This window comes from Pseudomonas sp. B33.4, assembly GCF_034555375.1.
GTDB lineage: Bacteria > Pseudomonadota > Gammaproteobacteria > Pseudomonadales > Pseudomonadaceae > Aquipseudomonas.
Map to the genome: position 1 here is coordinate 3,600,958 of NZ_CP140706.1, position 12,276 is coordinate 3,613,233.

At 60.3% G+C, this 12,276-nt stretch carries 13 protein-coding genes; 3 read left to right on the forward strand and 10 right to left on the reverse strand.

All coding sequences use genetic code 11. The features are described 5' to 3' along the window. Window positions 1-65 precede the first annotated feature (65 nt). A complete protein-coding gene (locus tag U6037_RS15675) occupies window positions 66-545 on the reverse strand; it encodes a DUF934 domain-containing protein (RefSeq protein WP_322843624.1) in 480 nt (159 codons plus the stop codon). Beyond that, entirely contained in the window at window positions 542-2,215 is a 1,674-nt protein-coding gene (locus U6037_RS15680) for a nitrite/sulfite reductase (RefSeq protein ID WP_322843625.1), read from the reverse strand. Before U6037_RS15680 ends, U6037_RS15675 begins: the two co-directional genes overlap by 4 nt. 346 nt (window positions 2,216-2,561) lie before the next feature. Here U6037_RS15680 and ccoN point away from each other — a divergent pair, with 346 nt between their 5' ends. Continuing rightward, window positions 2,562-3,989 (forward strand): cytochrome-c oxidase, cbb3-type subunit I, encoded by a 1,428-nt coding sequence (gene ccoN, locus U6037_RS15685; RefSeq protein ID WP_322843626.1) that lies wholly within the window; start codon window positions 2,562-2,564, stop codon window positions 3,987-3,989. Window positions 3,990-4,007: 18 nt separating this feature from the next. Further along, window positions 4,008-4,226, forward strand: coding sequence for a hypothetical protein (locus tag U6037_RS15690; protein ID WP_016983187.1), 219 nt, complete (start codon window positions 4,008-4,010; stop codon window positions 4,224-4,226). A gap of 297 nt (window positions 4,227-4,523) precedes the next feature. Here the strand turns inward: U6037_RS15690 and U6037_RS15695 are convergent, their stop codons facing one another. Next, window positions 4,524-5,015, reverse strand: coding sequence for a hypothetical protein (locus U6037_RS15695; RefSeq protein WP_123593361.1), 492 nt, complete (start codon window positions 5,013-5,015; stop codon window positions 4,524-4,526). 212 nt (window positions 5,016-5,227) lie between these two features. On the opposite strand from U6037_RS15695, the gene U6037_RS15700 reads away from it, so the two are divergent. Further along, window positions 5,228-5,920, forward strand: coding sequence for an aspartate/glutamate racemase family protein (locus U6037_RS15700; protein WP_322843627.1), 693 nt, complete (start codon window positions 5,228-5,230; stop codon window positions 5,918-5,920). A 1-nt stretch (window position 5,921) separates the two neighbouring features. On the opposite strand, the gene U6037_RS15705 is transcribed toward U6037_RS15700, so the two are convergent. The 7 genes from U6037_RS15705 to U6037_RS15735 form a co-directional block, all read right to left on the reverse strand. Further along, window positions 5,922-6,440 (reverse strand): GNAT family N-acetyltransferase, encoded by a 519-nt coding sequence (locus U6037_RS15705; RefSeq protein ID WP_322843628.1) that lies wholly within the window; start codon window positions 6,438-6,440, stop codon window positions 5,922-5,924. 176 nt (window positions 6,441-6,616) lie between these two features. Further along, a complete protein-coding gene (locus U6037_RS15710; protein WP_322843629.1) occupies window positions 6,617-7,597 on the reverse strand; it encodes a LysR family transcriptional regulator in 981 nt (326 codons plus the stop codon). Between the two features lie 156 nt (window positions 7,598-7,753). Beyond that, window positions 7,754-8,701, reverse strand: coding sequence for a peptidylprolyl isomerase (locus tag U6037_RS15715; protein WP_322843630.1), 948 nt, complete (start codon window positions 8,699-8,701; stop codon window positions 7,754-7,756). Further along, window positions 8,698-9,168 carry a YbjN domain-containing protein gene (locus U6037_RS15720; RefSeq protein WP_122595734.1) on the reverse strand — a complete coding sequence of 157 codons (471 nt, stop codon included), beginning with the start codon at window positions 9,166-9,168 and terminating at the stop codon, window positions 8,698-8,700. The genes U6037_RS15715 and U6037_RS15720 overlap by 4 nt, the downstream gene beginning before the upstream one ends. Before the next feature lie 17 nt (window positions 9,169-9,185). Next, entirely contained in the window at window positions 9,186-9,815 is a 630-nt protein-coding gene (locus tag U6037_RS15725) for a DNA repair protein (protein WP_322843631.1), read from the reverse strand. 17 nt (window positions 9,816-9,832) lie between these two features. Beyond that, window positions 9,833-11,530: a putative porin gene (locus U6037_RS15730; RefSeq protein ID WP_322843632.1), complete on the reverse strand. Its 1,698-nt coding sequence runs from the start codon at window positions 11,528-11,530 to the stop codon at window positions 9,833-9,835. Between the two features lie 39 nt (window positions 11,531-11,569). Then, a complete protein-coding gene (locus U6037_RS15735) occupies window positions 11,570-12,274 on the reverse strand; it encodes an energy transducer TonB (protein ID WP_322843633.1) in 705 nt (234 codons plus the stop codon). Window positions 12,275-12,276: the final 2 nt, after the last annotated feature.

The following is a 12,276-nucleotide window of genomic DNA, read 5'->3' on the forward strand; positions in this document are numbered from 1 at the left end:
ATCGACCCAAGGGAAAATGCCCGATTCATGAGGTTTCTAGGGGTTTCCCCTGCCCGGGCAAAGGGTTAGCGCCGACGGAACAAGGGGCGTGGTTCGATCACCGAACGCCCGTACAGCACGCTCATCCCGGCCAATCCTTTCAACGCATCCTCGGCAGATTTGTCCTCACGTACCGCAAAACTGTCGAACCCGCACTGGCGCATATGGCTCAGCTGATCACGCAACACATCGCCGATCGCGCGCAACTCCCCTGCCCAGCCGAACCGACTGCGCAGCAGATACGCCTGGCTATATGCACGGCCGTCGCGAAAACTCGGAAAATCCAGCGCAATCAGCGGCAACGATCCCAGCCACGGCACCAGACTTTCAACCTCGTCGTCCGGGCCGAGCCACACCGCGTGGGTCGACGGTGATTGCAGCCAATGCGCCAGCGGCAGCATCAGCAAGCCGTCAGGCCTCGGCGTCGAAGGCTCACGCAGCAGCGTCCATGGGTCATCCGTGACTATCCGTGCCGCGCCCTGCTCCAGCCGCAATAAATTATTCATGCAGTGGCCTCCAGCGTTTTCGGATAGACCCGTTCCTTGAACGGCTCCAGGCCAATCCGCGCCACGGTATCGACGAACAATTCCTCGTGCTCGCGATAGCGGACAAACGTGCCGATGATCCGCTCGATCACCTGCGGCACTTCAGCGGCGCTGAACGATGGGCCGATGACTTTGCCCAGCGCACTGTGTTTACCTTGGGCGCCACCGAGTGTGATCTGATACCACTCGCTGCCGTTCTTATCGACGCCAAGAATGCCGATATTGCCAATGTGGTGATGGCCGCAAGCGTTCATGCAGCCGGAGATATTCAGGCAGATATCGCCCAGATCATGCAGGTAATCGAGGTTGTCGAAGCGCGCCTGAATCGCTTGGGCGATCGGAATCGATTTGGCGTTGGCCAACGCGCAGAAATCGCCGCCGGGGCAGGCAATGATGTCGGTGAGCAGGCCGACGTTGGCGCTGCCCAGATCGTGTTTGCACGCCAGTTGCCACAACGCAAAGAGGTCGGTTTTCGCCACGTCGGGCAGGACGATGTTCTGCTCATGGGCGATACGAATCTCGCCAAAACCGAAACGTTGCGACCAGTCGGCCACCGCCAGCATCTGCACACCGGTGACATCCCCCGGCGGCGACGCCATGCCCGGTTTGGTCGACAACACCACGCTGGTGTAACCCGGCACTTTGTGCGGCTGCACGTTGCGCGCGACCCAACGGGCAAACGCCGGGCTTTCCGCCAGGCGTGTGCCGAAGTCCAGATCGGTGTCGGCCAGGGTGTGATAAACCGGCGGCACGAAGGCACTGGCGACCCGTTGGTATTCGGCCTTGGTCAACTGCGCCGGGCCGTCCTTGAGGTGCTGCCATTCCTCTTCGACTTCCTTGGCAAACGCCTCGATGCCCAACGCCTTCACCAGAATCTTGATCCGCGCCTTGTACTTGTTGTCGCGCCGGCCATGGCGGTTGTACACCCGCAAAACGGCCTCAACGTAGGACAACAAATGCTGCCACGGCAAGCCCTCACGGATTTGCAAACCAAGAATCGGCGTGCGTCCCAGACCACCGCCGACGATCACTCGCAGCAACATCTGCCCGTCGCGACCGGGGTAAAGATACAGGCCGATGTCGTGCATCATGATCGCCGCGCGATCCTGCTTCGCCGAGCAAATGGCAATCTTGAATTTGCGCGGCAGAAACAGGAATTCCGGATTGATCGTCGACCACTGCCGCAGAATCTCGGCCAGTGGACGCGGGTCGATCAACTCGTCCGCCGCGACCCCGGCGAACGCCTCGGTGGTGATGTTGCGCACACAGTTGCCGGAGGTCTGGATCGCATGCATGTTGACCTGCGCCAGACGTTCGAGGATATCCGGCACCTCGGAGAGTTCGATCCAGTTGAACTGCATGTTCTGCCGCGTAGTGAAGTGGCCGTAACCGCGATCGTAATCGCTGGCGATGCTCGCCAAGGTGCGCATCTGCTCGGCGCTCAACGTGCCGTAGGGAATCGCCACTCGCAGCATGTAGGCGTGCTTCTGCATGTACAGGCCGTTTTGCAGGCGCAGCGGCAGGAACTCCTCTTCGCTCAATTCCCCGGCCATGAAGCGCTCGACCTGATCGCGAAACTGCGCAACGCGCTCGAACACCAGCGCCCGGTCGTAATCATCATATTGATACATGCCACTGCCACCTCATCAGGACGCACACAATTCCTGTAGGAGTGAGCCTGCTCGCGATAGCGGTGTGTCAGGCAACTGAGATGTTGACTGACACACCGCTATCGCGAGCAGGCTCACTCCTACAGATTTTCCCAGACTATGGCGGAACAGCGCAGCACGTTACAGATTCACCTGAAGCGATAAAAACCATATCAGGGCGCGGCAGAACGCCGCAGTCAGCACTTCAATCTGATCCGCACAAATGAAAGATTCCTGAGCCTGTTTTGTTTCTGGCGGGGTTTCTACAGTGCAGCTCATGTCAGACCGGGTGGCCTGGCAAGACTTTGCAACCGTGGATGAACTGACCATGAGCACAGCAACAATCGGACAGGCTTATAACTACAAGGTCGTCCGCCAATTCGTCATCGCGACAATTTTCTGGGGTGTGGTGGGCATGGCGATGGGCGTGTTGATCGCCTCGCAACTGGTCTGGCCAGAGATGAACCTGGACCTGCCGTGGACCACCTTCGGCCGCTTGCGCCCGCTGCACACCAGCCTGGTGATTTTCGGTTTCGCCGGCAGCGCGCAATTCGCCGCCAGTTATTACGCAGTCCAGCGTACCTGCCAGGTGCGGCTGTACTCGGACAAACTCGCGGCGTTCACCTTCTGGGGCTGGCAATCGGTGATCGTGATCATGCTGATCACCCTGCCGTTGGGCTACACCACCACCAAGGAATACGCCGAGATCGAATTCTCCGGCGCGGTGTGGATGGCCGTGGTCTGGGTCGCTTACGCCATCGTGTTTTTCACCACCGTGGTACAGCGCAAGACCAAACACATCTACGTCGGTAACTGGTTTTTTGGCGCGTTCATTCTGGTGATCGCCATGCTCCACGTGGTCAATCACCTGTCGATTCCGGTGGACTGGTTCAAGTCGTATCCGGTGTATTCCGGTGCTACCGACGCGATGGTGCAGTGGTGGTACGGGCACAACGCAGTGGGCTTCTTCCTGACCACTGGGTTCCTCGGGATGATGTATTACTTCGTGCCGAAACAGGTCAATCGCCCGGTCTATTCGTATCGCCTGTCGATCGTGCATTTCTGGGCGCTGATCACCCTGTACATCTGGGCCGGCCCGCACCATTTGCACTACACCGCGTTGCCGGACTGGGCGCAATCACTGGGCATGGCCATGTCGCTGATCCTGCTGGCGCCGAGCTGGGGCGGGATGATCAACGGCATGATGACCTTGTCCGGCGCCTGGCATAAATTGCGCACCGATCCGATTCTGCGCTTTCTCGTACTGTCGCTCGCGTTCTACGGCATGTCGACGTTCGAAGGGCCGATGATGGCGATCAAAACCGTCAACGCCCTCTCCCACTACACCGACTGGACCATCGGCCACGTGCACGCCGGGGCTTTGGGCTGGGTGGCGATGATCACCTTCGGCGCGACTTATCACATGGTGCCGAAAGTCTTTGGCCGCGAGCAGATGTACAGCACACCACTGATCAACCTGCACTTCTGGCTGGCGACGATTGGCACGGTGTTGTACATCGCCTCGATGTGGGTCAACGGCATCACTCAGGGCCTGATGTGGCGGGCGATCAACGAGGACGGCACGCTGACCTATTCGTTTGTCGAAGCGCTGCAAGCCAGTCATCCGGGGTTCATCGTGCGCTTTGCCGGCGGGGTGTTCTTCCTCACGGGTATGTTGCTGATGGCTTACAACGTCTGGCGCACGGTGCGGGTTGCCGACGTCGCGCTGGCCCACCGCGAAGCACAGATCGCCTGAGGCAGGGAGCCGCTCGTGATGGAGATTTTCTTTGATGTGTTGGGCGTGGTGTTTCTGTGGCTGGCGGTGGAGTACTGCTTGCGGCGGGAAACGGCGGACAGTCTTGATGAGGCGAGCATGGTGCCGTTTGCCGATGATCCGGAGGTGGCGCGGCGGGTGGAGCTGGCCACCGGCAAGACTGTGAAAGCGGTGGCGCCGGAGGTGGCGAAGCCGGGGTGGGTCAATCTCGATATGTGAGGAGTGTCAGGTGGGCTGCCCTCACCCTAGCCCTCTCCCGGAGGGAGAGGGAACTGACCGCGTGGTTTATGCGAAATACATCGGCCTGAAATATCGAATCGAACTCAGGTTTTGAACAGCACTCGGTCTGCACCCTTTCCCCCTTGGGGGAGAGGTAACTGACCGCGTGGTTTATGCGAACTACACCGACCTGAAATATCTCGGGTGAATGCAATCTCAAACACGACGAAGATCTGCTCCCTTTCCCCCTCGCCCCCCTGGGGGAGAGGGCTGGGGTGAGGGGGTAAGCTCTTGATCTTAACTACGGTCGCGAGGAATCAGGCTTTGCAGTTGTTGGGCTAGGAAGTTGGCGTCAAAGGCAAACGTATCCGGATCCTTCAAACCATTGGTCTTGCGCCACTGCCACTCACCGTTCGGCAGCCCTACCAACGAAATGCTGCCATAACGCGCTGCCGTCAGCCCCATCACAGCAAGGGAGATCTGCCCAGCGCTGCCCATCACATCCGGCACAAACTCCACCGGTTTGCCGGCAATCACAATGCTCAGCTTTTCCGTTTTGAAGGTCGAAGTCTCTACCGGCGTACTCGGCCCGAACGCGACATACGCCTCACGACTCACCTCCAGCAGATTCGGCGCCTGCACCGGCTCCAGCCATTGCTGGATATCGCCGAACAGCGCGGTAATCCGTGTGGCCCATGCCGCCGATTGCGTTTCGAACAATTGCTTCTTGTGCGCTTCGCTCTCGGCGTAATGACGGAGCATTTCGCCCAGTTGTTGTACATCGTCCATAGCGGTGTTCCTCAGAAAGGACCTGCAAAGGTCGATAGTGGCAGATACCAGCCCCGGCGTACGTTTAACCTGCATCAGGCCCGATGAAGCACCATGACACTTGCGTGAAAGATCAGCGGTACAGTCACTTGTTGCTGGCATCGGACCGAGAACAAAAGGAAACTCCGGGCAGACCTGAACGCTCGACACTGTCATTTGCCTGAGGAAATCCAATGCGCACCATCGGCCTGATCGGCGGCATGAGCTGGGAATCCAGCGCCGAATACTATCGCCTCATCAATCAGCAAGTCCGCGACCGTCTCGGCCCGTTGCGCTCGGCACAATTGCTGATGTACAGCGTCGACTTCGGCCCTGTCGAACAGGCCCAGCACGCCGGGCGCTGGGACGATGCCGCAGCGATTCTGGTCGATGCCGCGCGCAGGCTCGAAGCCGGTGGCGCTGATTGTGTGGTGCTGTGTACCAACACCATGCACAAAGTTGCCGAACATATTCAGGCGGCGATCAGCATTCCGTTTTTGCACATCGCTGAACCGGCTGCGCAGGCTGCCCTGGCAATCGACGCACGCACGGTCGGCTTGCTCGGCACGGCGTTCACCATGGAACAGGACTTTCTCAAGCAACGCCTGATCGCCCAGGGGTTGACAGTTTTGGTGCCGGACGAAGCCGAGCGCAAGGACGTGCACCGGATCATCTATGACGAACTCTGCGTTGGCGTGATCAGCGATCAATCGCGACAAATCTATCAGCGGGTCATCGAATCCCTTACCGCTCGTGGCGCTCAGGCGATCATCCTCGGCTGCACGGAAATCGGAATGCTGATCAAGCCCGAACACAGCGCCCTGCCCCTGCTCGACACCACCGAGCTGCATGCACAGTCGGCGGTGGCGTTCGCGCTGGGCGACTGAGTCAGGTTGTCGGGCGATTGCGCAGACGGGCCATGCTCAGGGTGTCGACCCACTGCCCGTCGCGCACGGCGTAATCGCGAAACAGGCCTTCGGTTTCGAAACCGAATTTGCGGTAGAGCGCGATGGCTGCATCGTTGTCGGCGTAAACCGAGAGTTCCACGCGGTGCAGATTCATCCAGTTGTCGGCGACGTCCAGCGCCGCCGCCAACAGCTTCGACCCCACGCCTTTGCCCTGCCACTCCACGGCGACTGCCATACCGACGCTGCCGGCGTGGCTGCGACGAATCCGCGAATAGTTTTCCAGCCCCAAATGGCCGATGACCTGCCCCTGATGCAGCGCGACCAGCTTCAACACCCGTTCATTTTCCGCCAGCAACCGTTGGCGCCAGACGTCGACGGACTGAAACGGCATCTGCAACACCTGCCGGGTGACGGCCCGCTCGTTGTAAAGCGCCGTGACAGCCTCGAGGTGCGACTCGCTGAAGCGTTCGATGTGAATGGCGGCGTTGTGGTCTGGCATGGCGGATCCTTCCTGGATCGATGTGTGGCTGACCACTCTAAACCGCCAAACACGACATCTGCCATAGGTAAATACTTGTAGGAGTGAGCCTGCTCGCGATAGCGGTATGTCAGTCAACATTGATCAATCTGACACACCGCTATCGCGAGCAGGCTCACTCCTACAGGGGGATCGCGTTAAGGCTGGAACCATTCATGGCGTTCGTTGAAGGTGTGGTGGATGAGGTCGGTCAGGGTTTGGACTTCGCTGATATTTTGTGAGTCCGCGTTGACCGCCAGCCAAGCCTGCAATTGCATGGGTTCGGCGAATAATCCGGGCAGTGCGATCAGGCCCCGATCGAAGCGGCTCATATACGCCGGCAACAACCCGATGCACGCGCTGCAGCGAATCATCTCCAGCATCAATTCATAAGACTGCATCTGCACCACCCCGGCCAGACGCTGTTCAACCAGTTCATTCCAAGGGCGAAAGCTGTCGATCTGTCGATCATGTTGCCATTGCACCAGCATGAAGTCGGCGAGGTCATCAGGGGTGTCCGGCCGCGCGGTGACACGGGAGTAGCGTTTGGCGATGTGTGGCAGGTAGTCGAGGCGCGCCAGCGCTTGTGGTTCGCTGGTGGCGAACGTCGGGCCGGGGTGCGGGGTTTCGCCGTTGGCCAGCCAGAGGACGATGTCGGCGCTGACGGCGCGCAGGGACAGTTCGCTGTCCAGCGCGATGATTTCCAGACGCACGCTGGCGTTGCGGCGCAGCAGTGCGATGAGGTCGCGGCCAAGGATGTCGTGGAGGATCGATTCGGCGACAGCCAGGCGAATCAATGGTTGTTCGATTACCGGGAGTTTGCGTTCGTTGGCCAGCGCCACCAGTTTGGCCTGCAGTTGCTGGCCTTCGCGGGTCAGGCTCAAGGCGCTGCCCTGGAAGCTGAACAGGGTGTGCTGGAGTTCTTGCTCAAGCTGCGCGAGTTGTTTGCGCAGCAAGGTCGAGCGCACGTTGAGGCTGCGTGCGGCTTGCATGAAGCAGCCGCAGCGGGCGCTGACCAGGAAGTATTGAGCGACATCGGCGTCGATGGTCGCGGCGTGTGCGAGCCACGGTTCGCTGTTGTCGTGTGGCCAGCGGTAATCGCTGGTGCCCTGGCGTCCTGCGGGTTCGGTGAATGACATCGATGACTCCCTGTCGATCTTTGTATTTGTCTTACGCAGCTCCCTGTAGGAGTGAGCCTGCTCGCGATAGCGTCCGGTCAGTTGACATTGACTAACCTGACCCACCGCTATCGCGAGCAGGCTCACTCCTACAGGGGGTTTGTGGTGAAGGTGAAATCAGTGTTTTTCCTCGAGGGCTTTGTTCAGTTCGGCGCCGTCGATGCTCAGCGTTGCGGTGTTGAGCATGCCGTCCAGATAGGCTTGGGCGATTTGCTCCTGGCGTTGCGCACGCAAGGCCTGGGTCAGTTGATCGCGCAGTTCATCGAGGGTTGCGGTACGGGCGGGTTGTTGCTCGGTGAGCTTGATCACATGGAACCCGGCGGCACTTTGGACGGGATCAGAGACGGCGCCAACCTTGAGACGTGCCACGGCGCCTCGCACTTCCGGTACCAGTTGCTGCAACGGTTGCAGACCGCTATCACCGCCACGTTCAGCGGTGACGCGATCCTGTGAATATTGAGTCGCCAATGCAGCAAATTCTGTCGGCGTCGCCTGCGCTTTCTTGCTCAGTTCAAGCGCCTGCTTGCGCACCGCTTCAAGCGTCTGCGGATCACTCACCCCAAGGAAAATCTGACTGACCCGATACAGTGGCGGTGTCTGCCAGTTCGCCTTGCCGGCGTCATAGGCCTGCTGCAATTCAGCCGCACTCGGATAATCTGCCGGCACCTCACTGACCGAACGCAAGTAATCACGGAACACGATCTGCTCAGTCGCCGCCCGAGTCTGCCGCGCAACCTCCGGACGCTGCGCCCAACCCTGCGCATCGGCCTGCTCCAGCACCGCTTTCTCGGCCAGACGCGTGCGAATCCAGCGCTCCAGTGCCTCACGATTGCCGCGTAATTGTTCGCGAGTCTCTGGTGGCACTGTTGCCAGCAATGCTTGCAACTCGTCAGGCGACACCTGCTGATTACCCAATCGCGCCACCGCCGGCCCCGCAGCAACCGCCGCCAGCGGCGACGATTGCTGGGCGGCGACCGGGTCACTGCCCGGCCGCACCACCAGCGCCACGGCCACCACCAACAACGCCACCGCAGCGGCGCTGATCACCATGGCAGGCTTTTTCACAGCGCGACTTCCTCTTGCTCGGCAACGGCGACTTTGGCGGTCTGCGCGCTGCCGTTCTGGGTAAAATCACGCAGATAAACGATGAACTCTTGCAGCAGGCGATCCCACAATTCCAGGTTGCCACGCAGGTGATCGTTGCTCACGCCCGCCGCCACTACCACGTCCATTTCCATCACCAGAAACTCGCCCTGCAACGACAACCGCGCAAAACGCCGACTCGCGTTCCACTGCTCGGCCACGCCCTGTGGCAACTCACCCTGCACCCGCAGCGCACAGCTGAAAGTGAAATCGACGTAGCTGCCCTGCTCCACCGCCGGATTACCAAAACGCACGGCGTAACCGATGCCCTGACTGGCGCTGAGCAACTGAACAATACCGTTCTGTTCGGTTTCGTTGACGCGATAACCGGCCGCTTGCAGGACTTCGGTCAGGGATTTTGGCGATACGTGGCTGATCAATTGAGTCATTACTTCTTCCTTGTTTATCAGTGCGTGAGCGCGGCTTGCGGCGCGTCGAATTGAGTCTTGTAAAGGTCATCGCCGAACCCCTGGGCCAGTTCATCGAACTTGACCCGGGCGCTGCCCGCGAAGGGCTGGCGGATCTTCATCACCTCGGCCACGTCGATGTTTTCGTAGGCAGTGAGGATCTGTTTGGCGACGCCGTACATCTGCTGATTCTTGACTGAACATTGCTGCACTTGTGTGTCACGTTCAGTCAATTGCGCTTGAAGCTTAGACCGTTCTGCCTCTTTGGCACGGGCCATGACCAGCAACTCGTCATAGGCCTTTTTGAACTTGCCGGTCTGCTCGGCGCTGGCCGCCACTTGTGCCTGCGCCTGGCTGTGCAGGCTCTGTTGCTGCCCGGCCAGTTGCTCGGCAACGCCTTTGGCCTTGGCCAGTTCAGCGCTCAATTGCTTGATTTGCGCCTGCGCAGCCTTGGCCTCGTTCTGCGCCGCCAGTTGCGCGGCGCTGGCCTGGGCCTGCTGACTTTGCAGGGCCTGCAACTGTTGCGTAGTGCTGCGCAATTGCGTGCGCAGGCGTTCTTCCATGCCTTCGGCATGCGCTCCAGTGGCAATCAACAATCCCAGTCCCAGACCCAACAAACGCGTTTTCATAACCCTCTCCCGGCGCCTTAGAAGCGCGTGTTGATCTCAAGCTGCAAGACGTCGATGTCGAACGGCGCGCCGTACACCGCTTCGGTGCTCATCCAGCGACCGGTGGCGTAAACGTTCTTCGCCAGACCGTAGTTGCCGCCGATGAAATAACCCTTGGCGTTGGTGCCGCCGAGGTGGAACGACGAGTCGTTGAAGCCGTCCGGCAAGGCATCAGGCTGGATGTATTTGTAGCCGGCGAACATGTTCCAGTCGCCCTGCTTTTTCAGGTCCAGCTCGCTGCCGAGGGTGAACTGCACCATCCACGCATTGGCGCCGCTTTCGATGTCGCCGTTGCTGTCGAGGTTGTTGACGATCTGCCCGGCCGAGCGCTTGCGCATGTCGCCTTCGTCGTACGCGAGGTTGTGGATGTAGTTGCCCTGGCTGCGCAGTTTGAAGTCTTCCGGCAGGTCGGCGTCCCAGACCATGTTCAGATCCAGCAGATTGAATTCCGAAGCGAGGCCAACAAACTGCGGCTGCGGCGTAGTCGTCGGGTTGAGCGGGTTCGGCGTGATGTCGCGCAGCAGGAACACGCTGTTGCCCTTCTGCATGAACGCCGCGCGGCTGCCGTCGCTGTCGCAGCCCGGTGCGCCGGCCCACGGTTCGCAAGGGCTGGAGCGCTGACCTTGAATGTCGTCGAAGCGGTAGTACGCCAATGCACCCTTCAAGCGGTTGTTGCTGTTGATCGCCCACTTGGCGCCAATCTGCGCGCCGTACAGCCATTTGTTGTCGCTTTCTTCCTTGTCGAAGCCGTTGCTGCTGGCAGTGTCGTTGGTGTAATCCACCGGGAACGCACCGACGGTGCCGAACACGCCCCAATCGCGGTTGAGCTTGTGGTCGAAAATCGCCGCGACGCCATCGAAATTCAAGTCATTGGAATAGAGCATGTCGGTGGACATGAACGGGTTGGCGAAGCGCCCGCCGGTCAGGGTCAATTCATCCGTAGGCTTCCAGTTCAGGTAGCCCTGATCGAGCCAAATGTCCTTTTTGGCGAAACCGCCGCCGAGGTTTTGCGTGGTCGATACCGGGTTGTTGTCCGAGCCGGTGCCGATACGAATGCCAGCGGTCCATTGCGGCGAGATCTCGGCTTTCATGCCCAGCCGCGCACGGATGCGGAACTGGTTGGTACGGTCTTCGCGGGTGTTGAGCAGCGGCGGCAGATTGGTGCTGCTGTTCGGATTGACGTCGTACGGGCCGTTGTTGTTGAGCTTGGCGAAGTCGACGATCTCGTTGCTGTTGCTGTCCGAGTAGTAGCGCGATTCGTTGCGCAAGCGAATGTCGCCGTCGAAACTGATGCGCGCAGCCCATTCCGGGAAACTGTTGGGCGCGGCCCAGTTTTCCTGTTTAGCGGTGGCCATGACTTCGGCTTTGACCTGATCACGGATTTGGTCGCGCACCGCTGCCGGCACGTATTGCACACGGACGTCACCCGGCGCCGCCACGGGCCCAGCGGCTACGGCGGTGGATGCCGCAGCCTGTTTGGCCTGGGCGGCTTCGTTCTGCGCCTGAGCGATCAGCGCGTCGGCCTTGTCCTGTTTCAAAATGCCCTGCTCGACCAGCAAGCGGATCAGATTGATCGTGGCGTTCTCCGAGGGCGCGGGCGCTGCCACGGCCTGACCGACCAGGGTCGCAATGACCATGCCGACCGCCAGGGACAATCGATTCACGTTGGAAATCATCTGCACACAACTCCTTTTGCCAAAGCGTAAATAAGTGAATTAACCCGGACGCCGCCCTTGCAGGGACAGGCGCACAGGCAACGTGATGGAGGCCGGAGGCCGTTCGCTCAGCGCCGGCGCGCCACGTAGCGCGGCCAGCACTTGCGTATCAATCTCTGGGTTGCCGCTGGACTTGATCAGCTCGACCCGGGTGATCTCGCCGACGCTGCTCAGCCAGACATCGGCCTGCAACGAGAACGCGAGGTTGCGCAGCTCGGGGTTCTCGCGCAGCAAACGCTGGAAGGTGAACGCCAGAAACTGGCTGTATGTCCCCGTGCCCAAACGTCCGCCGCCGGCACCGGCCATGCCGCCACCCTTGCCCGCGCCGATGTTGAAGGCGTCGTTGCCGGACTGCGCATCGCCATCCATTTGCATCGGGTTGGCCAGATCGTCCGCCGGTGATGGCGGCGCTTCTTCCTCGGGCTTGACCTCTTCCGGCTCCGGCGTTGGCTCAGGCTCGACGACTTTCTCTTCCACCGGGGTTTCCGGTTCCGGTGGTTTTTCCGGCGGCGGAGGTGGCGGTGGCGGCAACGGAATGATCGTCGGCACCTTCGGCGCTTCACGACGAATACCGCTCATGTCGTTGGCCCACTGCCAGAGGAACCACGCAGCGAGCGCGCCGATCAGCAATCCGGCGCCCCACTTCGCGTAACGCAGCGCTTGCTTTTTCACCGGCAGCGGCTCGATCGGGAGTTGTGCGGTCATGA

What these genes read in the sequence shown, in the direction of transcription:
- U6037_RS15675 (WP_322843624.1), bottom strand. Translation starts at nt 545, where the DNA reads ATGAATAATTTATTGCGGCTGGAGCAGGGCGCGGCACGGATAGTCACG.
- U6037_RS15680 (WP_322843625.1), bottom strand. Translation starts at nt 2,215, where the DNA reads ATGTATCAATATGATGATTACGACCGGGCGCTGGTGTTCGAGCGCGTT.
- ccoN (WP_322843626.1), top strand. Translation starts at nt 2,562, where the DNA reads ATGAGCACAGCAACAATCGGACAGGCTTATAACTACAAGGTCGTCCGC.
- U6037_RS15690 (WP_016983187.1), top strand. Translation starts at nt 4,008, where the DNA reads ATGGAGATTTTCTTTGATGTGTTGGGCGTGGTGTTTCTGTGGCTGGCG.
- U6037_RS15695 (WP_123593361.1), bottom strand. Translation starts at nt 5,015, where the DNA reads ATGGACGATGTACAACAACTGGGCGAAATGCTCCGTCATTACGCCGAG.
- U6037_RS15700 (WP_322843627.1), top strand. Translation starts at nt 5,228, where the DNA reads ATGCGCACCATCGGCCTGATCGGCGGCATGAGCTGGGAATCCAGCGCC.
- U6037_RS15705 (WP_322843628.1), bottom strand. Translation starts at nt 6,440, where the DNA reads ATGCCAGACCACAACGCCGCCATTCACATCGAACGCTTCAGCGAGTCG.
- U6037_RS15710 (WP_322843629.1), bottom strand. Translation starts at nt 7,597, where the DNA reads ATGTCATTCACCGAACCCGCAGGACGCCAGGGCACCAGCGATTACCGC.
- U6037_RS15720 (WP_122595734.1), bottom strand. Translation starts at nt 9,168, where the DNA reads ATGACTCAATTGATCAGCCACGTATCGCCAAAATCCCTGACCGAAGTC.
- U6037_RS15725 (WP_322843631.1), bottom strand. Translation starts at nt 9,815, where the DNA reads ATGAAAACGCGTTTGTTGGGTCTGGGACTGGGATTGTTGATTGCCACT.
- U6037_RS15730 (WP_322843632.1), bottom strand. Translation starts at nt 11,530, where the DNA reads ATGATTTCCAACGTGAATCGATTGTCCCTGGCGGTCGGCATGGTCATT.
- U6037_RS15735 (WP_322843633.1), bottom strand. Translation starts at nt 12,274, where the DNA reads ATGACCGCACAACTCCCGATCGAGCCGCTGCCGGTGAAAAAGCAAGCG.